Below are 23,786 nucleotides of genomic sequence, written 5' to 3'. Positions count from 1 at the left end.
TCCGTCCGCTTGGTACGGTTCTGATCAACGTGCTGGCCCTGAACAGCGACGACTCCCCTTCGAGTGAGGAAGCACTGCCGTGCCCCTGGTTTCCGTGGTCATGCCGGTCCACAACTCGGCGACCACCCTCGGAGCGTCGGTGCGCTCCGTCCTCGCCCAGACCCACGCCGACGTCGAACTCCTGATCACCGACGACGCCTCGGCCGACGGCTCCATGGACCTGCTGCAGGACCTGGCCCGCCAGGACGAGCGGGTGCTCGTGGAGGCCGCGCCCGAGCAGGGCGGCGCCGCCCGGGCCCGTAACCTCGCGCTGGCCCGGGCCCGTGGCGAGTACGTGGCCTTCCTGGACAGCGACGACATGTGGCTGTCCGAGAAGCTGGAGCGGCAGCTCGCCTTCGCCGCCGCCGGCGACGCACCGCTGACCTTCACCTCGTACTACAAGGTCGACGGCGACCACGAGGGCGAGGCCCGTGACTTCGTCCCGAACGGCCGGGTGGTCGAGGCCCGGCAGCGGGTGACGTACCGGGACATGCTGACGCAGGATCACATCGGCGCGCTGACCGCCATGTACGACCGCTCGGCGCTCGGCACCCGGCTGATGCCGGACATGCCGAAGCGGCAGGACTACGCGCTCTGGCTGGACATCATGCGGGACGGCCACCCCGCCCGTGGCCTCCAGGAGCCGCTGGCCGTCTACCGGGCCGGACGGGCGGGGTCGCTGTCCTCGAACAAGCTCAACCTGGTCGGCCACAACTGGCGGCTCTACCGCGAGCACGAGCACCTGTCCCTGGTGCGCTCGACCCGCGCGCTGGCCGGTGCGGCGTGGCACTCGGTCCGCAAGGGCAAGATCTAGGCTCCCGCCGCCCGCCGGGTCCCAGGCACCGGGGCCCCGGCGGGCGGTGACGATCCGTCACCACCGCCTCCGGGCCTTGGCGGTGGACGCGGCGCGCACTCCCGCCCCCGTCCGCCGCCGTCCGCCGCAGCCCCGGTCCCCCGGTCACTCGCCGGCCGCGAGGTCCAGCGTCCACAGCGGGCCGTCAGGCGTCTGCGCGATGCCGACGCCGGCGTCGGTGAACCGGCAGTCCATGACGTTCTGCAGGGAGCTGGGGCCGCCGAGCCAGTCGTTCAGCACCTCGGCTGCGGTCTTCCGGTGCTGGTTCAGGTTCTCCCCCAGCCTCGTCCACCGGTAGCCGGCGGCGGTGATGCGGTCCCCGGTGTCCGCCCCGGCGGGGTCGCGGTGGCCGAAGTAGTGCTGGGCGGCCATGTCGGCGGCGTGCCGGCGGGCCGCCGTCCGCAGCCGTGGATCGACCCGGACGGGGCGGCAACCCTGCTTGGCCCGGGCGGAGTTGACCAGGTCGACGAGTTGCTGCTCGGAGGCCGGCGGCGGCGAGCTGATCACGCTCCGGGTCGGGGTCGGCCGTGCCGTCGGGACGGTCGGAGGTGCGGCCTGCGTGCTCAACACCGGCACGGGCGGCGGTGCCGACGGCTCGCCGCTCGACGGGCGGGCCGGCGGCGCGCTCGTCGGGCCGGACTCCGGCCGGGCCGGCGCGGCGCCGGGGGTGCTGCCGGGGTTGGTGGACACGTACGGGATCAGCACCATCAGCCCGGCCGCCACGACGACGGCCGTACCGGCGACGGCGGACTTCGCCCCGAGCAGCGTCCCGCCCCCGTCACTCCCGCCCGCGCCGCCGCCCGGGTGCGGCGGAGTCACGGCCTGGGCGTCGGCCGTCCGGTGCGCCCAGGAGACGGCCGCGCCGAGCAGGTCGTGCGGCACCAGCCCGTGCGGCGGCACGACCAGCCCCAGCCCGGCCAGCAGCCCCTGGACGGGGACCAGGTCACCCGCGTCCGCCCCGCAGCGTGCACAGGACCGGCCGTGCCGGACGATCCGCTTGCGCCACAGGGCGCTCGGCCGGCCGTCCCAGCCGACGGTGAGCGCGGCCAGCTCCGGGCAGGCCGGGGTGGCGGCGAGTGCCCGGACCACCAGGCGGCCGGCCTCCAGCTGCTCCTTCATCCGCTGGACCCGCACCGCCGCGTACGCGGGCGAGAGGTCCAGCGCGGCGGCGAGCTCCGCCCGGGTGAGCCGGCCGGCCACCTCCTGCCACCACAGGGCCAGCAGGTCCGCGTCCCGCTCGTCCAGCCACCGGGTGGCCTCGGCGACCTCCCGGCGCTGACCGGAGAGCCCGAGCTGAAGGACCGTCAGGCCGACGAAGTCCCCGGCCGGGTCCACCACCTGCTCCAGCGAGTGGTCGGGCGAGACGGTGGGACGCGCACGGCGGGCGGCCCAGGCGCGCCGTACCTCGTTCATCGCGATGGCGACCAGCCAGGACCGGAACGCGGCGGGGTCACGCAGGTCGGCCAGGCCGCCGACCACCCGGATCATGGTCTCCTGGACCACGTCGTCCACCTCCGGGTCACCGTTCATCGCCCGGCCGACCACGTTGTAGACCAGCGGCAGGTGCTCGGCGACCAGCCGCTCCCGCGCCGCGTCGCTCCCCGCCCGGGCCGCGCTCACCACCTCCGGATCGACGGTGTGCTCTGCCTGCATCGCTGCGCCTCCTGGGATTGCCCGACCCGTCCGGTTCGGAGACCCGTGGCGCGCACCCGGATATCAGGAATTCCACCGGGAATCCGGGTGAGCGGGGTGAGCGGCACCAGGTGCGGGGGCCACCGGCCCGGGCAGGCCTCTTCTCCGCAGCTCTCAGCCGCTCCCGGTCCCGGTCCCGGTCCCGGTCCCGGCCGAGCAGGAGCGCACCGTCTCCAGGACGCCCCGGTCGGTCAGCGCGACGACCTCCCGGTCCGTGACGGTGTAGGCGTCGATGACGCCCCGGCGGACGACCTCGGTGCGGCCCCCCTGGTACGCGACGAGGTTGCCCCCACTGGCTGGCCGCCGGACCGCACCCCATGCGGACGGCCATCGCGTGCAGGGATTCCTCAGATCAGGGCGCTCCGACGGCCTCGCACCGCACCGACGTCGGTCAGGTCGGACAGCGCGCTCCGACGCGTCGTACTTCTCCCCGGAGAACGCCGCCGCTACGGACCCGCAGTGGCGGTGATGACCAGCACGGCCTGGTCGTCGTCGATGACGGCACCGCCAGTGTGGGCGTGCACGGCCCGGACGACCGCGTCAATGACGCCCCGCGCGGTCCGCGTGCCCGACGCCGTCGCCACTGCGGCGGCGAGGCGGCGCTCCCCGAACTGGTCACCGCTCGCGTCCCGGGCCTCGGTGATGCCGTCCGTGTAGAGGACCAGCGACTCGTCCGGGCGGAGGTGGAGCCGGTGGGTGGTGAGGACCGGGTCGTCGGTGACGCCGAGCAGGAGGCCGGGCGGGGCGATCGGGTGGACGGCGCCGTCGGCGGCGAGGTGCAGCGCCGGGGTGTGGCCGGCCCGGACGAGTGCGACCTCCAGCCCCTCCTGAGTGGGTGTCAGGTGGCCGTGGACCAGGGTCACGAAGCCGGTGCCGTGGCTGGCGGGACGGTTGTTCAGGGCCCGGTTGACGGCTCCGGCCACCTCCTCGGGGCCGGGGAGCAGGGGGGCGACGGCCCGGGCGGTGTGCCGCACCAGCGCGGTGGTGGTGGCGGCGTGGGCACCTCGGCCGCAGACGTCGCCGAGCAGGAACGCCCAGCGGCCGTCGTCGAGCGGGAAGACGTCGTAGAAGTCGCCGCCGACGTCGAGGCCCTCACCGGCCGGGTGGTAGTGGGTGGCGATGTCGGCCCCGGGCAGCTGCGGGAGGTCGGGCAGCAGCAGGCCGGCCTGGAGGTCGCGGGCGAGGGTGTGGCGGTAGGTGTACTGCAGGGCGTTGTGGGCGGTGGAGGCGGCGCGGCGGGCGAGCTCCTCGGCGAGGGCGACGGTGTGGCCGTCGAAGGCGTGCTCGCCGGTGGAGTACAGGGTGAGGGTGCCGAAGGCCCGCCCCCGGTCGAGGAGCGGGACGCAGAGGTAGCCGGTGACGCCGAGCTCCTGCCACCGGCCGGGGCCGGCGGGGGTGCGGCGGGCGACCTCGCTGGTGCCGGTGGCCAGGACCCGGGCCACCGCGTCGATGCCGGCATCGGTGCGGGCGGCGCCGTGGGGTGGGAAGTGGGCGGCGAGCAGGACCCGCTGGTCCTCGGTGGGGGCGCTGGTGGCGATGCGGCGCACCCGCCCGTTCTCGACGACGTCGACCGCGCACAACGGGGCGAGCTTGGGGGTGCAGGACTCGGCCAGGCGTTGCAGCGTCTGGTCGGCGTCCAGCCCTGCGGTCAGCGCGGTGCTCGCCGCGAGCAGGAAGGCGAGGTCGTCGCGGGCGGCCTGTTCGCGGGCCTCGGCGGCCTGACGGGCCAGGTCGGCCTGGTGGCGTTCGATGGCGAGGGCGGCGGTGCCGGCGAAGATCTGGGCGAGCGCGAGGTCGGCGTCCTGCGGGGCGCGCGGGGTGCGGTGGTACATCGCGAAGGTGCCCAGCAGCGCACCGTCCCGGGCCAGGATCGGGGTGGACCAGCAGGCCGCCAGGCGTGCCTCGTCGGCGAGTGCGCGGAAGTCGTCCCAGAACGGGTCGGTGCCGATGTCGGTGACGATCACGCTCTGCCGGCGGTGGGCGGCGGTGCCGCAGGAGCCGACGCCCTCGCCCGTGGCGATGCCGTCGATGGCCCGGTTGTAGAACTCCGGAAGGCTGGGCGCGGCGCCGTGGCGCAGGTGCCGGCCGTCCGGATCGGCCAGCAGGACGGAGACCAGCACCTCCTCGGGCGCCAACTGCTCGATCGCGCGGGCCATGCCCTCCAGCACGTCCGCCAGCGGCGCCTGACGGGCGATCTGCTCCAGCAGCGCCCGGTGCTCGGCGGTCAGCCGTTGGGCCTGCTTGACCTGGGTGGTCTCGACGCCGATCACCCGTACGCCCGTGGTGTTGCCGCCCGCGTCGTGCCGGGGTTCGAGGGTGAGGTCGAAGTACGCCTCGCGCGAGCGGGCGCCCTCCCCGAGGACGATCCGGGTGTCGCGGCCGGTGTACGGGACGCCGGTGCGGTAGACCCGGTCCAGCAGGGCGACGAGACCCTGCTCGACGAGCTCGGGCACGATCCGGGCGATCGGCAGGCCGGTCCGGGCCCGGTCGCCGCCGATCGCCCGGAGGAACGCGTCGTTGGCGGCCTGGAGCATGTGGGCCGGGCCCGCCAGGGAGGCGAACACCGCCGTGGACTGCCCGAACAGCATCCGGAGGTCGTGCTCCTCCCCCGCGCCGGCCGTGCCGCGCGGTCCCGCCGTCAAGGCGGGCTGCGGGGCTTGCCACCCCGGTACGCGCGTCATCTGCTCAGCCTCTCCGGGTCCGTGCGGGACCGTTGATCTCGACCCCCACGATGTCATGCCGCCCGAGCCCGCCGCCAAGACCCGCTCCCCGTTGGGGTGAACGGTGATCATTCGAGCCGGCCCCGCGCCACCCGACGGCTGTCACGCGCCTCCCGTCTGCCCCGCGCGACCGCTCCGCAATCCCCTGCGCGCCCCACCCGTCCCCCTCGGGTGGATCACTCGCTCTCGGAGACCCACTGCGTCCGGTTCCGGTACGCCGTCACCTCCGCGTCCGGGCAGGCCCGGCGCAGCGCCTCCGCCAGCAGCTCGGGGTCGTTCGGCGGCGGGTTGAACGTGGCCCGGGTGCGGTAGGTCCGGCGCCCGGCCCGGAGTTCGAGCACCCGGTTGCCCCCGTCGGGGTTGTCGGCGGACCGGTAGCCGACCCGGAACAGGCCCAGCCGGCTCACCGAGTCGAGGGGCAGGTGGGTCTCCGCCCCGTTCGCCCGGGCCAGCACCAGCACCCCCGGCGGGCCCGGCCGGATCTCCGCCCACTCCACGGCTGCGCGTTCGCGCAGCCGTGGCGGGATCAGCAGTGCTCCCCAGAACAGCCCGAGGGCCCCGCCGATCACCAGCCCCGCCCACGGCTCGGCGAGCAGCACCGGCCCGATCAGCAGCACGTGTGCCAGGACCACCACCGTGGTCGTGCTCCGGTCGGATGCCGTCTTCGTCCCGCTCCGGTACGTCTCCCAGCGGAAGACGTCCGCCCCCTCGCGTCCGCTCATGCGTCCCAGGATGACCACAGCGGCGGGCAGACGGAACGGCGGTCCCGAATCCGGCGCACCCTGGCGGTGGCAGGCGCAGTGTGACGCCCGATCAGGCCCGGGTGGGCGGGTGCCGCGCTTCCACCGGAGGGCCCGCGTCCTCCACCGGACCGCCGACACTGCGCCGCTCCGGTTCCGGGAGTAGATCAAGTATCCCCGGACCCGGACGGGCCTGTCACCGTCCTGCGGGAGGAGATTCCGTGGTGCTCTGCACGCCTAGGGTTTCGGATGAACGGCGAGAAGCCCGATCTGATTTGGAGTCAACATGCCATCCGACCTGACCGCAGTGGCAGCCGAGCTCAACGCGATGGCCGCGGCCGATCACCGGGGCACGCGCGGTGCGAACAGTGACGACCCGGCCGAGCAGCTGGCCTGGCGGCGCCTGACCGCACAGCACGCGGACCGCCTCGGCGAGATCATGGACGCACACGGATGGCCGACCGCGGAACTGGTCGGCGAGGACGCGGCCCGGGCCGCGTGGCTGATCGCCCAGCACGCCGACCGGCAGCTCGACGTCCAGCGGCGCGCGCTGCGACTGATGGGGCAGACGGTGGCCGACGGCACCGCCAACCCGCGGGATCTCGCCTTCCTGCGGGACCGCACCCTCGTGAACGAGGGACGGGAGCAGGTCTACGGCACGCAGATCGCCGGCGTGAAGGACGGCGCCCCGGTCCCGTGGCCCTGCGCGGAACCCGAGCGCATGGACGAGCTCCGCGCCGAGGTGGGGATCCCGCCCTTCGCCGAGTACGTCGCCCGGTTCGCCATCGCCTGACGCCCCGAGACGCGGCGGACACCGCCCACCGGAAGCCACCGCCGCCGCGCCGTCCTCTCATCAAGGTTGCGATGAGATGTCGGAGGAGGTCCAGGGTCTGATGAAAGGTCAGATCCTGGACGGGGCTCTTGGGTGGGTGCGCTGTTCGGCGAGGAAGAGACGAGTAGCACTGACGAGGGTGACGTGGCGGTGCCACTGCGCGATCAGCCAGGACAGGGAGCCGGTACCGTCGGAGACCTGGGACGCCGCCTGGCCAAGCGCACTTTCAGCAGGACGAAGTGCGAGCTCATCGCCCCTTTCGAGCCCTTGCGCCAAGTGATACTCCGCCCCACCTGGCGGCCGGCACGTGCTCGCACAGGAGCAGCGGCCAGGCGCGGGGCAGCGGGCGTCGGCCTAAGCCGCCGTGGGCGAGCTGGTGGGGTTCCTCGTCCTGGCAGCGGGCGGTCATCTCGGCTCTGGCCTTCAGCTCATAGGCCAACGAGCGGTCCTCAAGGCCGCAGCGGAAGTCGGAGTTCGCGCCGTAGGCGGCACCGGCTACGACTACCGCAGACCGTAGACCCGTGTCGGCGGGCTCGTCGAGCGTGTCCAGGGCCAGGTGCCGTTTTGTCTGGTGGTGGACGTCATCGGGGATACGGCAGGCCGCCCGCCGACTCACGGCCTGGGCCCCTCCCAGGCCTCGGGCGGGAACAGGCGCCAGGCCATCGGGCAGAAGGCTGTGTCGGAGACGGCATGGACGCTGAGACCGATCTGGTACTGCCGATCCCGCCCAACGTACTGGAGTACTGCCGGGACCACCCCCGGCGAGGCGGCGCCGTCTTTGGCGAAGCCGGTGTCGTCCATCGCCCACATCTGGGGCCGCGCCGCCCGAACCGCCCGCCCTGCCAACCGCAGCCCCGCCTCCCCGTCGGGCCAGGTCGAGGATGTCATGAACTGCTGCAAGCGCTGGTAATCCACCCCCAGGCGCTCGGCCATCGACCTGCGCCGGTCCTCCAGTAACAGCCCCCACCGGTACAACACGCCCTTGAGCCGCTCATCAGACCTGGCCAAAGACGCGAACACCCCAGCAGCGAACTCCTCCAACCAACCCCGCCACACCGCAAGCTCCCCAGCTCTCGTACCAGCAGAGTCGGTGACTGCTGTACAGGCGGCCCGAGCGGTAGGTGGGTGCGGCGCTCCGGTGGCCTCAACGGCCCGCAACGTACAAGAACCGCGCCCAGCACCCTAAACCCTAGATGTTGTGGAATCGCCCAACCTGCGTAGCGTGGGAAAGGGAGCATGCCTCATTCTGGGAGCTCGGATGCCCACCCCGAATACGCCCTTCGTCTACCTGCCGGATCTCTTGTGTGAGATCGAGGACGGGAGGATCGATGTCGCGGACTTCGGTCGCATGTGGGTCCCGAAACTCCTCTGGATCGCCGAGCTTTGGCAGTCCCTGCTCCTCGTCCCCCAGCGGCCGATCGGTTCGGTGGTTCTGTGGCTGCTGGACTCTGAGGGACGGGGACGTCCTGGCCGGTACGGTCTGGCCGCTGTGTCGGTGCGGATCTTGGACGGCCAACATCGGTGCCTCGGCTTGGCAGTCGGGGCCGGGGTCAGGCCGGCGTGGTTCACCGAGCAGCAGTGGGATCAGCTCAAGGGCGACGAGCTCCTGGTTTCCGTCGCGCTGGAGCCGGGTCAGCGGCCTCGAATCACGGCGCACCAGCACGGCCGATACCCGCAGATCACTCTGCGGGAGCTACTGACGTCGGACCCGGCCGCGCTGGAGCAGTTGGCCGTGGACCGCGGAGTCGGCACTGGCGAGCTGGCTACCTGCGTCGGCTCTCTGGTAGGGATCCAAGAGCGGCTCGCGCGCACGCCGATTCTGCTCGAGTGGCTGTCCGGGACGACGGAGCAGGCGGCGGAGGTGTACTGCATCCGCGGCCGGCGCGGCGCGACCACCGTGATGACCGCAGGCGAGATCGAGACGACCATGGTGGCCCAGGTCAGCCCCGGTGTGAGAAGTGAGATCCTCGACCCTGCCATCGAGGACGCCGCTGCAAAGGGCTTCTCCTCGGCAGTGACCGCCACGGCGTTCAACGAAGTCGTGCAGGCCGAACTTCCGGAGACGTTCCGGCACAGGAATGTGGTCAACGCCGACCCGGCCATCGTGCGTGCAGCGTGCAAGCGCACCGGGCAGGCCTGCGAGGACACCCTCGCCTACCTCGTGCGGCACGGGATATCCGGCTCCGACTTCGTCTGCATGCCCTCAACGGTGCGCGTCCTCATGAAGCTCTTCGCTCGCTTCCCTCACGCCGTCCAGGACGACTTCGCCTGGCGCTGGCTCGCCCGCGCCCTGGCGTCTCAGCGCTATCGAGACGCCCCTAAGCTGGCCCGCGCCGACAGTGCCCTCATAGCCGCCAGTGGCACCTACGAGCAGGCCACCAGTCTGCTCGCCGAGGCGCTGAACGGAAGCGGCCTGAAAGTGGGGCCCAATGACCTGCACCGCCAGGGGGCCAGCACTTTCGGCCCAGGCGCGGCCCTGATGGCCATGGCCCTGTCCGGGCCCGGCCATCGCCCGGTCCACGACCTCGCCCAGCCCGACCTTCGCGCGCCGCACCCCGCCATGCGGCTCGTGCGACTGTGGGACCCGAACCCTCCAGCGGAAAGACTCGGCAACTACATCCTCGCCACCGAAGCCACCCACAGGGTTCTGCGAGCCAACAAGGGATGGACGCCCGCCGCAGCCGAAGAGCTCCAGTGCCCGCGCGCCGTGTTGGACGCGCAGTCCATCCCTCAGCCCCTCGGCGAACAGGAGCGCGCGCCCACCCAGATGTGGATCAAGGAACGCGACCGGAAACTCCTGTCACTCATCAACGCCTTCCTCGAGGGGGCGGCATGACGACGAACAAGAAGGAAACCGCCGACGGAGGCACCCCGCAGATCTGGGCAAACACCGCCGGATGGAGCGTCGCACGTAGCCTCGCCACATGGTGCGCCCAGCACTCCGACAGCAACGTGACACTGGTGAGCGGTTATGTGAGTCTGCGGGGCCTGCTGTCGATCGTTCCGGCCCTGAGGCAACGGGCCGCCCACCTTCGTCCCCTGCACCTGCTCATCGGCGTTGCCCCGCACGACGAGGCGATGGTGCTCCTGCCCATGAGCGAGGAGCCCGCGCCGACACTCGCCGGCATCACCGCTGCACCGGATGCGATCCCGAACAAGGACACCGTGCGACAACTCTGTCGGCGAGGCGACCGCGCGCTGTACGCGGAGCTGAACACGATTCCCGCCACCCGCCGCACCGGGCTGCTCCTGGAGGACCTCGCGCGCCTGCTCGACAATCACGTCCTGGAGTGCCGTCGCCTGGAGGATGGTTTCCTGCACTCCAAGGCAGCCGTGGCAGACGGTCCCGAGCCGCAGGTCATCGTCGGCTCCGCGAACCTCACCTACACCGGGCTGCACCTCAACCAGGAGCTGAGCGTCCCTGCGGACGCGTCAGCCGTGGGACAGGCCATCGAGCTGGTCGAGCGCTGGTGGCAGCGGGCTCTCCCCTACGATCTAGGGGCATGCGTCCGGGCCCGGCGCGCACAGTATCCCGCCGAACTCATCCTCCTGCGCATGCTGAAGGAGGCGTACGGGGGCGAGGTCGACGCCTCACCGTCCGACATCGGCCTGGTGGGATTCCAACGCGACGGGGTCGCACAACTGCTCGCCATGATCGACCGGTACGGCGGAGCGCTCGACGCGGATGCCGTCGGACTGGGCAAGACCCTCGCCGGCGGTGACATCGCCCGGGTCTTCCTCGAGCGCGGCCAGGGTCCCGTTGTGATCGTCTGCCTCGCATCCCTGGTCCCCATGTGGAAGCGCTACCTGACCGATTGGCGCCTGCGCTGCGACATCATCAGTTACGAACAAATCTCCAACCACTACAAGGACGTCGTCGACCATGGACACACCTGGCCCAGGTACGGACTGATCATCTGCGACGAAGCCCACCAACTGCGTAATCCCCTCACCTTGCGCATGCTCGCCATCCGCTCACTGATCGACGCCCACACGCCGCGCCCCAAGGTTCTGCTCCTGACCGCGACCCCCGTCAACAACGGTGCCGGCGACCTGCTGGAGCTCCTGCTCTTGATCGACCCCAGCCTGGAAGAGCAGTGGCAGCGCGGCGGCACCTTCAGCCGCACCCGCCTGAGCAAACGCTCCGCCACCGGCCAACGGCTCACCTCTTACCTGGCCGACCCGATCACCCTGTGCGCTGTGGAAAAGGCGCGGATGTCGCGCTGCCTGCGCGAGCGGATGCTGCGGCGCGACCACACCTTCCTCGCCACCCACTACCCACCCAGCCCCTATCCCGGCCGCTTCCCCACTCCCGAGCACAAGCGCGTCACCTACCAGCTCTCCCCAGCCATGCGTCGCCTGTTCGCCGACGTCATCCACGCCGTCGGCTACACCACCCACCTGCCACCCGACCTGGCAGGTGAACTCCACAACCTGGTCGGGGAGAGCAGGCCGCCCTCGCCGCTGACCCTTGCCGTCTACCAGCGCGAGCGCTACCAAGTCGCCGAACACAGCCAGTCACGCAACCCCGCCCTGTTGGCCCTCATCCGCATTCTGCTGCTCAAGCGCCTCGAATCGTCCCCAGCGGCCTGTCTCAGCACCCTGCGACGCATTCGAGAGGTCGTCGTCCAGGCCCTGGCCGACCTCGACCGTGGCATCGTCCGTTTGCCCCGCCACCACCTCAACCTCTCCCTGAAACAGAGCCTGGCACGCGATAGCGGTACCGACCTCGAACCCGAGGATGTCGACGCCCTCCTCGCGGCCTACGCAACCATCCCCGAAACCATCGAACTGCCGGCCAGCCGGTTCGACAGCGAACGCCTACGCGCGGACTTGGACCACGACCTGGAAGGAATGACCCGGCTGATAGCCGACGCCGAGCAGGCCGTCACGGACGACTCCAAGAAAGCTGTCCTGCGCGACATCCTGTTCGACCTCGTGAACGACCCCCGCAGCCGCAAGATCATCATCTTCTCCAGCGCCCGCACCACGACCGCCGACCTCGGCCCCTGGCTCGAGCACACGATCAACACCGACCCGCGCTTGGCCTCTCTGCGCGGCCGCATCGCCAACCTCGGCTCCGCCGTGGCGCCCGACAGTAGGCAGACCCAGGACATCGTCGCCCGCTTCGACCCTCACCACAACAGGCCCCCGCACCAGGGGCTGACCACCCCTCCCCCACGCGATGACTTCGATGTCCTCATCGCCACCGACATCATGGCCCTGGGCGGCAACATGCAGGATGCCGCCTGCTGCGTGCACTACGACCTCACCTGGAACCCGCAGATCCTCGGCCAACGGTTCGGGCGCATCGACCGCCTCGGCAGCCACCACGAGATAGTCACCTGCTGGACGGTCCAGCCGGACGCGGGCCTGGACGTCGCCCTGCACCTCATGGAGATCATCGCCCGTAAGGCCCAGATCGCCGCCGCCACAGTCGGCCTGCCCACTCCTCTGTACGCGGGCTCGCCTACACGCGCAGTACCGGACCCCACCAGTACCGAACCGGCCCAGCTCCTCCCCGATCCCGATATGGGCGACCGCCAGCACGCCTGGCTGGGCACGGCACTTCGCACTCCGGCGCTCCGACAGGCCCTCGACGATCTCCCCTCCGCGGCAGGCGGAACCTGTACCGGCGACGTCGCAACTCCCAGCGTCCTGTTCTGCTTTCGTCTCGTCCACCCCGGGGCGAGCCGTGCCAAGACCGCCTTTGTCCGTGTCAGCACCGCCGACCGCGATGGTGCCTACTCCCTGGATCCTCAGCGATGCCTGACGGAGCCGCACCTCGACCCGAGCGACTGGATCCGCAATGCTGGCCGCCCCAACTTGCCCTCCCCCAGTGCGACTCGCACCCCCATGCCCTCCTCCTGCCTCAAGACCTTTCACAGCCTCATCGACAGTGCCCGCGCACTGGTCGCACAGCACAACGGCATCAGCAAATCCGACACCGTTCGGCAGGTCGAACTCGTTGCCTGGCTTCACGAAACCCCTCACCGAAAAGGATCCTGAACTATCCTCCCGGTAGTGGTCCACCGTTGGCATCGCATCGCAGGGTTCCCGCCCAACGATCCCGACCAACGGCGGCAGGCCCTCGCCGTCGCCGTCGCGCACGCCGCGCGCCGCACGGTCAGGAGTGGTCGGGGACCAGCCCGGTGCGATGGGCCAGGACGACGGCCTGGACCCGGTCGCGCAGGTCGAGCTTGGTCAGGATGCGCGAGACGTAGGTCTTGACGGTCTCCGGGGTGATGAACAGCGCCACGGCGATCTCGGCGTTGGAGAGTCCCAGGGCGAGGTGCCCGAACACCTCCAGCTCACGCGGAGTCAGCATCCCGGTGATCGTGGTGCGTTCGGCGCCGGCGGGCCGGAGGCGTTCGGCGAAGTGGCCGATCAGGTGGCGGGTGACGCTGGGGGCGAGCAGGGCCTCGCCGCGGGCCACCGTCCTGATCCCGTGGACGAGTTCGGCCGGCGGGGCGTCCTTGAGGAGGAATCCGCTGGCACCGGCCCGGAACGCCTCGTACACGTAGGAGTCGACGTTGAAGGTGGTGACGACCAGCACCTTCGGGGGGTCCTGCGCCTCGGGGCCGGCCAGCTTCCGGGTGGCCTGGATGCCGTCCAGCAGGGGCATCCGGATGTCCATCACGACCACGTCCGGGCGCTGCTCACGGGCGATCAGGACGGCCTCGTGGCCGTTCTCGGCCTCGCCGACGATCTCCAGGTCGGGCTGGGCCGAGAAGATGGTGACGTAGCCGGTCCGGACCAGGGCCTGGTCGTCGCAGACCAGGACGCGGATCGGCTGGGGCGGGTGGGTCACGGTCGCTCCTGACGGGGTCGCAGCGGGATGGTGGCGCGGACCCGGAAGCCGCCACCGGGCCGGGGGCCAGCCTCCAGGCGGCCGTCGAGCACGGCGATCCGGGCGCGCAGGCCGTCGAGGCCCCGCCCGCCCGAGCCCACCGCCGGACCGGTGCCGCCCGCGCCGGTGGTCACCTCGATCTCGGTGTGCTCCTCGCCGTGCCGCAGCAGCACCCGGGTCGGCTGCCCGGCGGCGTACTTGAGCGCGTTGGTGAGGGCCTCCTGCACCACCCGGTAGACGGCCAGCTCGGCCTCCGCGCCCGCCGACCGGAGCGCCCCGTCCTCGGTGAACTCCACGGGCTGGCCGACCCGGCGGGTCTGCTCCACCAGATCGGCGACCCGCCCGTGCACGGGTGCCCGGTCGGCCGGTGCCGGGTCAGCGGGGCTGCGCTCGCCGGTCGCCTCCAGGACACCGAGCAGCTGACGCAGGTCGGTCAGGGCCCGGCGGCCGGTGTCGCTGACGGCCGTGAGGGCCTCGCCGAGGCGCTCGGGGGCGGCAGCGGGCAGGTACTGCGCGGCGTCGGCCTGGATCACCATGGCCGTGACGTGGTGGGTGACCACGTCGTGCAACTCCCGGGCGATCCGGGCCCGTTCGGCGGTGATGGCCAACTCGGCGGCCAGCAGCCGCCGTTCGGCTTCGTGTTCACGTCGTCTGCGCACGGCACTCCCCACCAGCCAGAACGCGGCCAGCACGAGGTAGAAGGAGAGGTAGTCCAGGAGGCGCTGCGGTGAGCCGAGCCGGTGGAGCCCGGCGGCGAGCAGGACGTAGGCGGTGCTCGTCACGGCGGCCAGCAGCGGGCGGGCCACGGGCCGGGCCGCCGGAGCGGGCCGGGAGCGGGGCTGGTGGGCGCCGGCCGAGTAGAGCGCGAGATAGAGGCCCAAGCTGGCGAAGGTGGTGGCGTAGCCCAGGAGTTGGTGCGCGGCGAAGGCGCTCGCGACGACGACCAGGGTGGCGGCGGGCCACCGCCGCCGGGCCACCAGCGGGGCCGCCTGGGCCGTGATCAGGACCGAGGCGAGTGCGTCCCCCGGCCGCAGCGGCAGGTCGCCGATCTGTGCCCCGATCTGGGACAGGTTCGGCGCGAAGGCCGGCAGGGTCAGCGTCAGGGCGAGGAACCCGTCCTTGGCGAGTGCGTCGCGCTCCCGCCACCACTGCCGGACGGCCGGCCACGAGACCGGTTTCCAGGGTCGTCGACGTGCTGTCACTTCCGGTGCCTCCCCCACGGGTCGGTCGCTCGGTTGCCGGCTCGCGCCCGGGGCCTGACGCCGCCCGCACGGTGGGCGCGGCGGAGCATCGGGACGGCGATGGCCGTGCCGAGCAGGACGGGCAGGATCGACGCCTCCAGGCCGAAACCGCCGCCGGTGAGCAGGGCCGGGCCGTGGACGTCGAGCGTGAACAGGCCCTCGGGCGTGTGGCCGGAGACCGGGATGCCGAGCAGCTGTTCGGCTGCGTTCCAGGTGAAGTGCAGCCCGGCGGCGAACCAGATGCTACGACGCCACAGGAACGCGGCGCCCAGCAGGACCCCCGCTTCCACGGCGACCGCCACCGCGCTCCAGAGGGTGGCCTCCGCTGCGCCGAGGTGCGCGACGCCGAAGAACAGCGCGGTGACCGCGACGGCGGCCCGGCTCCCCCAGAGCTGTTCGAGGGCCTGCAGGGCGACGCCCCGGAAGAGCAGCTCCTCGGTCACCGCACCGGCCAGCTGCACCACCACCGTCGTCCACAGCACCGGCAGAAGTCCACGGCCCGCCCACGAGAGCGAGTAGCCGCCGAAGAGCAGGAGGAGCAGGACCGGGACGAGGATGAACCCCAGGCCGATCCCGCCGCCGACCAGCAGTTCGCGGCCGGCCCCGCGCCGGGCGATCTCCGGTACCGGGCGGCCCGCCTGACGTCGCATCACCCACCGGTACACCAGCACCGCCCCCGCCGCGCCCACCAGTGGCAGCGGACCAGGGCCGGCCGCCGTGAGGCCCGAGACCAGGCCGACGCCGAGCAGGCCGGTCACCATCCAGCCGAGCGGCGAGCGGGCGGCACGCTCGAACCGTCCGGCGCCCCCGGGGCGGTCGGCCGTTCCGTCGGGCGTCTCCTCGGGCGTCCTGTCGGCCGTCCGATCGGCTCCTACGGCGTCCGGAGCGGCGTCGGTGCGGTATCGGGCGGCAGGCTTGGCGTCCATCGTGGTCTCCCTTCGCGGCCACGGCGATCGGTGACCTCGGCGACCACGGTAGGAATACGGGTCGCGCGGCGAATCCCCCGTCCTCGGACACCTCGGGTAGCTCGCACGGGGGATGCCCCGCCCCGGGCGGGCCTTCCAGACTGGACGGGCCGGTCCCGGCGAGAAGGGAGAATCTCAGAATGTGACATGACTGCCCTCGGGGGACAGGAATCTTTCCTGACAATCACCCGGACCGGATCGATTCCGCGGAACGCCTACTTCCGGGAATTGCTCCCTATGCGGCCGATGGCCATTCTCCTGCGGCGTCACCCTCAGGCGGGCACGGCGCGTGACACCCCGTCGGCTGCCGGGAGGCGCGGGGATCGGCGACGGCAGGAGCCGCCCCAGCCAGCGGATCAGTGTCAATCTCCCTCAATTGGTCTGAACCTATTGACGGACTGGTCCAGACCTTTCTAGCCTCCCCGAGGTGGCTGCAGCGGCGGGATTGAGAGCGCTCCCGGCGCAACGGAGGTGCAGCCCTCACCCCCACTTCGGCGACCGTCCCACCGGCCGCCGTAAAACTACGGAGGAGTGACCGATGAGTTCTTCCCCCCCGCAATTCCGCAGCAGCAGAAGAAGAACCCGCGTGGCGGCCGTGGTCGCCGCGCTCGCCCTTCCCTTCACCGGACTGGTGGCCATCGCGGCACCGGCCCAGGCCGCGGAGTCCGCGACCGCCACCTTCACCAAGGGCTCGGACTGGGGCTCCGGCTTCGAGGGCAAGTGGACGGTGAAGAACACCGGCACCACCACCCTCAGCAGCTGGACCGTGGAGTGGGACTACCCGGCCGGCACCGCCGTGACCTCCGCCTGGGACGCCGACGTGACCAGCTCGGGCACCCACTGGACCGGCAAGAACAAGGGCTGGAACGGCACGCTCGCCCCCGGTGCCAGCATCAGCTTCGGCTTCAACGGCACCGGCTCCGGCGCCCCGAGCGGCTGCAAGCTCAACGGCGGCAGCTGTGACGGCACCACCAACCCGACGGACCTCCCGCCGTCCGCGCCGGGCACCCCGGTCGCGAGCAACGTCAACGACACGTCGCTGACCCTGAGTTGGTCGGCGGCGACGGACGACAAGGGCGTCAAGAACTACGACGTCTACCGGGGCGGCGCGAAGGTCGCCACCGTCACCGGCACCTCGTACACCGACACCGGCCTGACCAAGAACACCGCCTACGCCTACACCGTGGTGGCGCGCGACACCGCCGACCAGACCGGCCCGACCTCCGGCGCCGTGACGGTCACCACCACCAACGGCAGCACCGATCCGACCGACAACCCGCCCGGCGCCGCCGGCACCCCGATCGCCGGCAGCGTCAACGACACGTCCGTGGGCCTGACTTGGGCCGCCGCGGCGGACGACAAGGGCGTGAAGAACTACGACGTGCTGCGCGGTGGCGTGAAGGTCGCCACCGTCACCGGCACCTCGTACACCGACACCGGCCTGACCAAGGGCACCACCTACAGCTACACGGTCGTGGCCCGCGACACCGCCGACCAGACCGGCCCGGCCTCCGGCGCCGTGACGGTCACCACCACCGGTGGCACGGTCGACCCGGGCGGCCCGGTCAAGCTCGGCTACTTCACCGACTGGGGCACCTACGGGCGCAACTACCAGGTGAAGAACCTGGTGACCTCCGGCACCGCCGCGAAGATCACCCACATCAACTACGCCTTCGGCAACGTCACCAACGGCCAGTGCACCATCGGCGACGCCTACGCCGACTACGACCGCGCCTTCACCGCCGACCAGAGCGTCGACGGCGTGGCCGACACCTGGGACACCGGCGCCCTGCGCGGCAGCTTCAACCAGCTGCGCAAGCTGAAGAAGCAGTACCCGAACATCAAGGTCCTCTGGTCCTTCGGTGGTTGGACCTGGTCCGGCGGCTTCGGCCAGGCCGCGGCCAACCCGACCGCGTTCGCCAACTCCTGCTACAACCTGGTCGAGGACCCGCGCTGGGCCGACGTCTTCGACGGCATCGACATCGACTGGGAGTACCCCAACGCCTGCGGCCTGTCCTGCGACACCAGCGGGGCGGCGGCGTACAAGAACCTGATGCAGGCACTGCGCGCCCGCTTCGGCTCCTCCAACCTGGTCACCGCCGCGATCTCCGCCGACGGCAACAACGGCGGCAAGCTCGACCAGGCGGACTACGCCGGGGCCGCCCAGTACATCGACTTCTACAACGTCATGACGTACGACTTCTTCGGCACCTGGGACGCCAAGGGCCCGACCGCCCCGCACTCCCCGCTCACCTCCTTCCCCGGCATCTCCAACCCCGGGTTCACCTCCGAGGCGGCGATCACCAAGCTCAAGGGCAAGGGCATCCCCGGCTCCAAGCTCAACCTCGGCATCGGCTTCTACGGCCGCGGCTGGACCGGCGTCACCCAGGACGCCCCCGGCGGCACCGCCACCGGCCCGGCCCCGGGCACCTACGAGGCCGGCAACGAGGACTACAAGGTCCTGAAGAACACCTGCCCCGCCACCGGCACCGTGGCCGGCACCGCCTACGCCCACTGCGGCAGCAACTGGTGGAGCTACGACACCCCGGCCACCATCGTCACCAAGATGGGCTGGGCCAAGCAGCAGGGCCTGCGCGGCGCCTTCTACTGGGAGTTCAGCGGCGACACCGCCAACGGTGAGCTCGCGAACGCGGTCCACACCGGCCTCCAGTAGCACCGACCGGAGCCGGGGGCGGGCCAGGCCCCCTCCCCCGGCTCCACCCGGGACCGGGCGACTCCCTGCCCGGGGCCCCGGGACGGCCACCGCCCCCCGGCGGCCGTCCCGGGGCCACCCGACGTGTACGACCGCCCCGAGGAAGAGGACCGATGACCGTGTGGGAGCCCCTGGCCGCCGCCGTGGAAGCCCGACTGATCGCCGCCTCCTCGGGCGAGCGCGCGGTGTTCGCCGCCGGTGTCGCCGAGCGGCTGCTCGCCAGCCACGAGGCCCTGCCCGCACACGAGCACGACCCCTTCACCCTCAGCCTGCGCCCCCTCCTGGAGCACGTCTGGGCCGGCGCGTTGGGCGACGCCACCGCCTCCCGGGCCGTCCGGCGGGGCGTCGCCGAGATCATGCTCGGCGACCACGGCCACCACGACGGCCCGTACGGCCCGTACGGGCCGCGCGACGAGCACGAACCCGCTGCGGCGGCGGTCCTGGACGCCGCGCACGCCCACCTCTTCGGCTGCCGGGACTTCGCCTCCTGGGTCAGCGGCCACGCGGTCGCGGCCCTCGACCACGACCCCGACGGAGCCGAGTGGCCCGATCACGAGATCCCCGGGATCGACGAAGCCATCGCCACCGAACTCCGGCGCCAGGTCCGCGATCTCGACCTCATCGCGACCTGCTCCACCCAGCTGCACGTCGCCGGCCTCGGCCTGTTCCCCAGCACGGCCGCCCGGCTCGGCGACGCCCTGCGCACCCCGCTGTCCCGGCCCGCCTGACGCCCCCTCACCGACCTGACCCAGCCCGCACCCGCCGGCCACCGGCCCGGTGCGCGCCGGTCCTCGAACTCGTCCGCAGTCCTCGCCGGTCGTGGGTCGGTGTGCGGACGCAGGCCGCCGCCGGGCGCCTCCTGGGGGGAGGTGCCCGGCGGCGGACGACCCGACCACCTCGCCCTCGGTCGGCGCATCCCCCGTGCGAGCTACCGCAGTTGTCGCGCGACGGGTGATCCGCCGCTGCGGCCCGCTGCCTAACGTGGCGTCAGGCCGCAGCACCGCGACCGCCTCCGACCCGAAGGACCCCCCATGAGCCCGACCTCCCCGCCCACCACCGGCGCCCAGGCCGCCCCGGACCACTCACCGGCCGGAGCACCCGGCCGGTTCGGGCGCGCCGTACGCGCCCCGCTCGGCCGGACCGTGTGCGGGCTCGTGGGCGTCTCGGCCGTCGCGGCACTGACCGCCACGGGGCCGGGCCCGGTCCCGGTCCTGGGCGCCGTCGCCGCCGTCGCGGTGTACGCCGCGGTGATGCGCCGTCTGGCGCGGCGCGCCACCCCGGAGATCGCCCGGGACGGTGCCGTGCGCGAGGCCCTGCTCGGGGGCGGGATCGGCCTGGCCTTCATCCTGGTCACGCTGGCGCTGATCACGCTCTTCGGCGGCTACACCTACTCCTGGGCGGGCCACGGCTTCCTGCCGGTGCTGTGGTCGGCCGTGGCGATGCAGCTCAACGCCTCGGTCACCGAGGAGTTGATGTTCCGTGGGCTGGCCCTCCAGGCCCTCGAACAGCGCTGGGGCAGCACCGCCGCGATCGCGGTGACCGCGCTCTTCTTCGGCGCGGCCCACTTGGGCGGACCGGGCGCGACCCTCTGGGGCGCACTGGCACTCGCCGTACAGGCGGGCGTGCTGCTCGGTGCGGCCTTCCTCTGGCGGCGCAGCCTCTGGTTCGTCATCGCCCTGCACTTCACCTGGAACACCGTGCAGCACCTGGCCGGGGTCCCGCTGTCCGGGCACACCCCCGACGGCCTGTTCACCGTCACCACCCACGGCTCCACCCTGCTCACCGGTGGCGCCTTCGGTCTGGAGGCGTCGGTCGTACCGGTCGTCCTCAGCGCTCTGCTCAGTGTCCCGATGCTCGTCCTGGCCCGGCGTCGGGGAGGCCTACGGCCTCGCCCGAAGCCGGCCACGGCCACGGGTTCGGGCCCGGGTTCCGAAACAACCGGCCGGCCGGTCGACCCGCAGCGCTGACGTGGGCCGGAGTCCCTGCCCTGCCGGAGGACGTGCACGACAGCGTGCCGTGCCGCCACTCAGTGCCCGCGCGGACTGCCGGTGCGGGCGGGCGGCAGGGCCGTGCCGACGGTGAGTTCGCGTCGGAGGCGCACGAGGGCGTCCCGGACGCGGGTCTTGGCGGTACCCACGGGAATCCCGAGGCGTGCGGCGACCTGCGGGTAGGAGAGGCCGTCGTGGAAGGCCAGGTGGACCGCCTCGAACTGAAGGGCCGTCAGGGTGCCGAGTGCCCGCGCGACGGCGTCGTGGTCACGCTGATCCGCACCCAGGGCCGCGGCGGCCTCCTGCCGTTCGAGGCGCTGCTTCTCGGCCGCCCACTGCTGCTCGGACTGACGCTGCACGCCGAGCCGACGGACCCGGTCGATGGCGCGGCGGCGGGCGATGGTGGCCACCCAGGGGCGCACGCCACCCACGGCGGCACGGTAGCGGCCGGCGTGCAGCCACAGCTCGATCATCACCTCCTGGCTGACCTCCTCGGCCTGCGCCCGGTCGCGCAGCACACCGACCACCACCGCCTCGACGTAGGGCAGGAGCTCGCCGTACAGGAGGCGGAACGCTTCCCCGTCACCCTCCGCAGCAGCCGCCAGCCGTACGTCCAGGGTCTCGGCCCGGGTCGGCTGCGGCCGGGCGTTTCGCGGCGGGCGTGTCATCTCTCCCCTTGCGGGCCGTCCCGTCCCCTTCGATCGGCAGGCAGTACCGGAGCGCGGCGGTCACGGTGACCCGGGCACCGCCGGCGGCGGGCACGGCCCGGGAGGGCAGACGGCGGGTCTGCGGTGCATCCGGAGGCCGGGCAGGAGTCGGAGGGCGGCCGGGGCACGGGGCCGGTGCCGGTACGGGTGCGCGGTGGGCCACCGAGGCTGCTTCGGCGGCGTGGACGGCTACTTGACGGTGAGGGTGCCGGCCATGAAGGGGTGGACGTCGCAGATGTAGGGGTAGCTGCCCGGCTTGCTGGGGGCGGTGAAGGTGGCGGACCTGCCGCCTTCGATCCGGCCGGTGTCGAAGGCCTTGTCGGTGGCCGTGACGGTGTGCGGGGCACTGTCCTGGTTGGCGACGGTGATCCGGGTGCCCGGGGCGACGGTGAGGTCGCCGGGGGCGAACACGAAGTCCTTGATCGTGAGGTTCACGGCCGCGGCGGACGTGTCCGTGCCGGACCCGGCCGGGCCGGAGGCGGACGGTGCGGCGGCGGTGGACGACGGGTTCGCGGGCCCGGTGGAGCCCGAGCACCCCACCGCGAGCATCAGCAGGGCGGTGACCGTCGCGGCGATCAGGGCGCGGGAGGGGGACAGGTGCACGGGCGGTGTTCTCCAGGTCCGGAAGCATCGGGCGCGAGGGTCCCGGGGGCCGGAGCGGGATTCCCCTCCGCCTCGGCCCCCGGGGTCTGTCAGACCGTCAGGAGGCTCGGCTTGGCGGCCTTGTCGACGGGCAGGAAGTCGTCCGGCACCGGGTACTGGCCCAGGACGTAGTGGAGGATGGCGGCGTGCATCGCCTCGACGGGGGCGATGGTGGCGGCCGTGGTGATGCCCGCCGGGCTGGTGACGTTGTAGGTCGCGAAGAGGTAGGTCTGTGCGGCCTGGTCCTCCAACTGCAGGGCCAGCTTGGCGACGTCGCCCACCGTGGCGGCCTTGCCCAGCGCCTCCAGCGTGGCCGGCTGGTTCGACAGCGGCACGTCGGTGATGGCCGGCTTGCCCGCCCCGGTCAGCACCGAGTTCCACGCCTTCGCGTGGTCGGCGTGCTGGGCCATCGCCGTGGTCACGAAGGTCGCCACCGCCGCAGGCACGGTCCCGAGCTTGCCCGCCGTCGCCGCGTCGAGAGCGGCCTGGTAGGCCCCGACCGCCTGGTTCTCCAACGCCGTGGCCAGCGCCACCACCTGGAGGTCACCGGTGTACTGCCCGGACGCGGACGGCTTCGGCGAGCCGGAGCCGCTCATCCCGGCACTCCCGGACGGCGTGCTCATCGCGTTGCCGGTCTTCGGATCACTGGAGCATGCGGCCAGCACCAGCGCAGCGCCGATCCCGCCCGCGCCGAGCAGGAACCGCCGGCGCCCCGCATCAGCCCGGTCGCTGCCGTCCTCGGCGCGGCGGGTGCGGATCTCCTCCGCCAGGTCGACCGCGCTCGCCCGCATCGCGGGCAGGGTGTCGCGGTGCGCCTGCTCCATGTCCCGGGTGAGACGCGCGAGTTGACCCTCGCTGATCGGCAGCTCCCAGCTGCCCTTCGTGCTGCCGCTCACTTGACGGCTCCTTCGCTGATCGGGGAGGCGTCCTTGGTCGGGTAGAACGCGTCGGGGAAGCCGACGCTGCCGGCCGCCGCCGGGAGCTTCGCCGGGTCCACGGGGATGGCGATCAGGTCGGCGGCGTTGCCCGCCAACAGCGCCTGAACTGCCAGCAGGGTGGCCCGGTGCTGCGCCTCCACCGGCGCGACCGAGGCGAACAGCTTGCGCAGGTCCGCGTTGGAGACCTGCCCGACGTTCTTGGTGTACGTCTGCGCCGCCACGTCCTCCAACGTGATGGCCAGCTTCACCACGTCCGCCGGCCCCTTGATGGTCGGCAGCGCCTGGTCCACCACCGCCTTGTACTTCGGGTCCGGCCCGGTCTGCGCCTTGCCACCCGCCTGCGTGGCGGCCGAGTTGAACGCCTTCGCGTGCGCCTGGTGCTGCTCGGTGGTCTTCGCGATGAACGCGGCCACCGTCTTGTTGCCGTCCTTGATGAACGGCAGCGTGGCGGCCGTCTGATAGACGCTCACCGCCAGGTTCTCCAGCGACGCCGCCGTCTGCAACGCCATGATGTCGTCCGCCGTCGCGGTCGCCGCGAACGCCCGGGACGAGCCGAACAGCGCGACCGCCCCGGCCGCACCCGCCAGCAGGCCTCCGCGCTGCCACCACCGCCGGCCCACCGGGTCGGCCGCCTGCCCGAAGTCGGTCAGCGCACTGCGGGTGATCCGCAGTGCGTCACTGTTCAGATCCTGCGACTGCTCGGTCAACTCGTCCAACAAGCGGGTGTCGATGCGCTGATCCTCAGCCATCACGCCCCCATCTCCTCCGGCACCCGCCCAACGCGGACACGTCAGCCAGCCTTCGGGCCACCACACCGCCCGGCTTGGTCCCGACCTCCCAACGGCCGCAGAGTTCACCCGAGCGGG

The 23,786-nt window shown here is 72.3% G+C and carries 19 protein-coding genes; 7 read left to right on the top strand and 12 right to left on the bottom strand.

What is annotated here, in order from left to right:
- The first annotated feature begins 79 nt into the window (after window positions 1-79).
- Window positions 80-853 (top strand): glycosyltransferase family 2 protein, encoded by a 774-nt coding sequence (locus ACIRBX_RS22620; RefSeq protein ID WP_402298881.1) that lies wholly within the window; start codon window positions 80-82, stop codon window positions 851-853.
- Between the two features lie 144 nt (window positions 854-997).
- Here the strand turns inward: ACIRBX_RS22620 and ACIRBX_RS22615 are convergent, their stop codons facing one another.
- The 3 genes from ACIRBX_RS22615 to ACIRBX_RS22605 all read right to left on the bottom strand — a co-directional run bounded on the left by ACIRBX_RS22615 (window position 998) and on the right by ACIRBX_RS22605 (window position 6,026).
- On the bottom strand, window positions 998-2,545 hold the full coding sequence (locus tag ACIRBX_RS22615) for a sigma-70 family RNA polymerase sigma factor (RefSeq protein WP_402298880.1): 1,548 nt from the start codon (window positions 2,543-2,545) through the stop codon (window positions 998-1,000).
- 485 nt (window positions 2,546-3,030) lie between these two features.
- Complete coding sequence (locus ACIRBX_RS22610; protein WP_402298879.1) at window positions 3,031-5,265, bottom strand: SpoIIE family protein phosphatase; 2,235 nt, start codon at window positions 5,263-5,265, stop codon at window positions 3,031-3,033.
- Between the two features lie 215 nt (window positions 5,266-5,480).
- Window positions 5,481-6,026 carry a hypothetical protein gene (locus ACIRBX_RS22605; RefSeq protein WP_402298878.1) on the bottom strand — a complete coding sequence of 182 codons (546 nt, stop codon included), beginning with the start codon at window positions 6,024-6,026 and terminating at the stop codon, window positions 5,481-5,483.
- Between the two features lie 304 nt (window positions 6,027-6,330).
- Between ACIRBX_RS22605 and ACIRBX_RS22600 the strand changes: the two genes are divergently transcribed.
- The gene (locus ACIRBX_RS22600) at window positions 6,331-6,837 is read left to right on the top strand and encodes a DUF6624 domain-containing protein (RefSeq protein WP_402298877.1); all 507 of its coding nucleotides are present in this window, start codon (window positions 6,331-6,333) and stop codon (window positions 6,835-6,837) included.
- 286 nt (window positions 6,838-7,123) lie between these two features.
- Here ACIRBX_RS22600 and ACIRBX_RS22595 read toward each other — a convergent pair whose 3' ends face one another.
- Window positions 7,124-7,492 carry a transposase gene (locus ACIRBX_RS22595; RefSeq protein WP_402298876.1) on the bottom strand — a complete coding sequence of 123 codons (369 nt, stop codon included), beginning with the start codon at window positions 7,490-7,492 and terminating at the stop codon, window positions 7,124-7,126.
- Complete coding sequence (locus tag ACIRBX_RS22590; protein ID WP_402298875.1) at window positions 7,489-7,917, bottom strand: transposase; 429 nt, start codon at window positions 7,915-7,917, stop codon at window positions 7,489-7,491. The genes ACIRBX_RS22595 and ACIRBX_RS22590 overlap by 4 nt, the downstream gene beginning before the upstream one ends.
- Window positions 7,918-8,134: 217 nt before the next feature.
- On the opposite strand from ACIRBX_RS22590, the gene ACIRBX_RS22585 reads away from it, so the two are divergent.
- Window positions 8,135-9,712: a hypothetical protein gene (locus tag ACIRBX_RS22585; RefSeq protein WP_402298874.1), complete on the top strand. Its 1,578-nt coding sequence runs from the start codon at window positions 8,135-8,137 to the stop codon at window positions 9,710-9,712.
- Window positions 9,709-12,885: an SNF2-related protein gene (locus ACIRBX_RS22580; RefSeq protein WP_402298873.1), complete on the top strand. Its 3,177-nt coding sequence runs from the start codon at window positions 9,709-9,711 to the stop codon at window positions 12,883-12,885. Before ACIRBX_RS22585 ends, ACIRBX_RS22580 begins: the two co-directional genes overlap by 4 nt.
- 118 nt (window positions 12,886-13,003) lie before the next feature.
- Here the strand turns inward: ACIRBX_RS22580 and ACIRBX_RS22575 are convergent, their stop codons facing one another.
- From ACIRBX_RS22575 to ACIRBX_RS22565, 3 genes are read right to left on the bottom strand one after another with little or no spacing between them, the layout of a single operon-like run.
- Window positions 13,004-13,687: a response regulator gene (locus ACIRBX_RS22575; RefSeq protein WP_402298872.1), complete on the bottom strand. Its 684-nt coding sequence runs from the start codon at window positions 13,685-13,687 to the stop codon at window positions 13,004-13,006.
- On the bottom strand, window positions 13,684-14,928 hold the full coding sequence (locus ACIRBX_RS22570) for a sensor histidine kinase (protein WP_402298871.1): 1,245 nt from the start codon (window positions 14,926-14,928) through the stop codon (window positions 13,684-13,686). The genes ACIRBX_RS22575 and ACIRBX_RS22570 overlap by 4 nt, the downstream gene beginning before the upstream one ends.
- Window positions 14,925-15,893: a lysostaphin resistance A-like protein gene (locus ACIRBX_RS22565; protein WP_402298870.1), complete on the bottom strand. Its 969-nt coding sequence runs from the start codon at window positions 15,891-15,893 to the stop codon at window positions 14,925-14,927. Before ACIRBX_RS22565 ends, ACIRBX_RS22570 begins: the two co-directional genes overlap by 4 nt.
- Window positions 15,894-16,470: 577 nt before the next feature.
- On the opposite strand from ACIRBX_RS22565, the gene ACIRBX_RS22560 reads away from it, so the two are divergent.
- The 3 genes from ACIRBX_RS22560 to ACIRBX_RS22550 all read left to right on the top strand — a co-directional run bounded on the left by ACIRBX_RS22560 (window position 16,471) and on the right by ACIRBX_RS22550 (window position 20,612).
- Window positions 16,471-18,606: a glycosyl hydrolase family 18 protein gene (locus tag ACIRBX_RS22560; RefSeq protein WP_402298869.1), complete on the top strand. Its 2,136-nt coding sequence runs from the start codon at window positions 16,471-16,473 to the stop codon at window positions 18,604-18,606.
- Between the two features lie 152 nt (window positions 18,607-18,758).
- Window positions 18,759-19,373, top strand: a complete 615-nt coding sequence (locus tag ACIRBX_RS22555; RefSeq protein ID WP_402298868.1) for a hypothetical protein — start codon at window positions 18,759-18,761, stop codon at window positions 19,371-19,373.
- Window positions 19,374-19,676: 303 nt separating this feature from the next.
- Window positions 19,677-20,612: a lysostaphin resistance A-like protein gene (locus ACIRBX_RS22550; protein WP_402298867.1), complete on the top strand. Its 936-nt coding sequence runs from the start codon at window positions 19,677-19,679 to the stop codon at window positions 20,610-20,612.
- 59 nt (window positions 20,613-20,671) lie between these two features.
- On the opposite strand, the gene ACIRBX_RS22545 is transcribed toward ACIRBX_RS22550, so the two are convergent.
- From ACIRBX_RS22545 to ACIRBX_RS22530, 4 genes are all read right to left on the bottom strand, one after another.
- Window positions 20,672-21,301: a sigma-70 family RNA polymerase sigma factor gene (locus tag ACIRBX_RS22545; RefSeq protein WP_402298866.1), complete on the bottom strand. Its 630-nt coding sequence runs from the start codon at window positions 21,299-21,301 to the stop codon at window positions 20,672-20,674.
- 228 nt (window positions 21,302-21,529) lie between these two features.
- A complete protein-coding gene (locus ACIRBX_RS22540; RefSeq protein WP_402298865.1) occupies window positions 21,530-21,943 on the bottom strand; it encodes a cupredoxin domain-containing protein in 414 nt (137 codons plus the stop codon).
- 89 nt (window positions 21,944-22,032) lie between these two features.
- On the bottom strand, window positions 22,033-22,878 hold the full coding sequence (locus ACIRBX_RS22535) for a ferritin-like domain-containing protein (RefSeq protein ID WP_402298864.1): 846 nt from the start codon (window positions 22,876-22,878) through the stop codon (window positions 22,033-22,035).
- A complete protein-coding gene (locus ACIRBX_RS22530; RefSeq protein ID WP_402298863.1) occupies window positions 22,875-23,669 on the bottom strand; it encodes a ferritin-like domain-containing protein in 795 nt (264 codons plus the stop codon). Before ACIRBX_RS22530 ends, ACIRBX_RS22535 begins: the two co-directional genes overlap by 4 nt.
- Window positions 23,670-23,786 lie beyond the last annotated feature (117 nt).

Origin of the sequence: Kitasatospora sp. NPDC096147 (assembly GCF_044763225.1) — a bacterium.
Classification (GTDB): Bacteria; Actinomycetota; Actinomycetes; order Streptomycetales; family Streptomycetaceae; genus Kitasatospora.
This window is presented reverse-complemented; position numbering and strand designations above follow the sequence as displayed.

Excerpts from the sequence above, each read along its gene's own strand:
- ACIRBX_RS22615 (WP_402298880.1), bottom strand. The coding sequence starts at position 2,545 with ATGCAGGCAGAGCACACCGTCGATCCGGAGGTGGTGAGCGCGGCCCGG.
- ACIRBX_RS22565 (WP_402298870.1), bottom strand. The coding sequence starts at position 15,893 with ATGGACGCCAAGCCTGCCGCCCGATACCGCACCGACGCCGCTCCGGAC.
- ACIRBX_RS22585 (WP_402298874.1), top strand. The coding sequence starts at position 8,135 with ATGCCCACCCCGAATACGCCCTTCGTCTACCTGCCGGATCTCTTGTGT.
- ACIRBX_RS22600 (WP_402298877.1), top strand. The coding sequence starts at position 6,331 with ATGCCATCCGACCTGACCGCAGTGGCAGCCGAGCTCAACGCGATGGCC.
- ACIRBX_RS22605 (WP_402298878.1), bottom strand. The coding sequence starts at position 6,026 with ATGAGCGGACGCGAGGGGGCGGACGTCTTCCGCTGGGAGACGTACCGG.
- ACIRBX_RS22530 (WP_402298863.1), bottom strand. The coding sequence starts at position 23,669 with ATGGCTGAGGATCAGCGCATCGACACCCGCTTGTTGGACGAGTTGACC.
- ACIRBX_RS22550 (WP_402298867.1), top strand. The coding sequence starts at position 19,677 with ATGAGCCCGACCTCCCCGCCCACCACCGGCGCCCAGGCCGCCCCGGAC.
- ACIRBX_RS22555 (WP_402298868.1), top strand. The coding sequence starts at position 18,759 with ATGACCGTGTGGGAGCCCCTGGCCGCCGCCGTGGAAGCCCGACTGATC.
- ACIRBX_RS22580 (WP_402298873.1), top strand. The coding sequence starts at position 9,709 with ATGACGACGAACAAGAAGGAAACCGCCGACGGAGGCACCCCGCAGATC.
- ACIRBX_RS22560 (WP_402298869.1), top strand. The coding sequence starts at position 16,471 with ATGAGTTCTTCCCCCCCGCAATTCCGCAGCAGCAGAAGAAGAACCCGC.
- ACIRBX_RS22610 (WP_402298879.1), bottom strand. The coding sequence starts at position 5,265 with ATGACGCGCGTACCGGGGTGGCAAGCCCCGCAGCCCGCCTTGACGGCG.
- ACIRBX_RS22545 (WP_402298866.1), bottom strand. The coding sequence starts at position 21,301 with ATGACACGCCCGCCGCGAAACGCCCGGCCGCAGCCGACCCGGGCCGAG.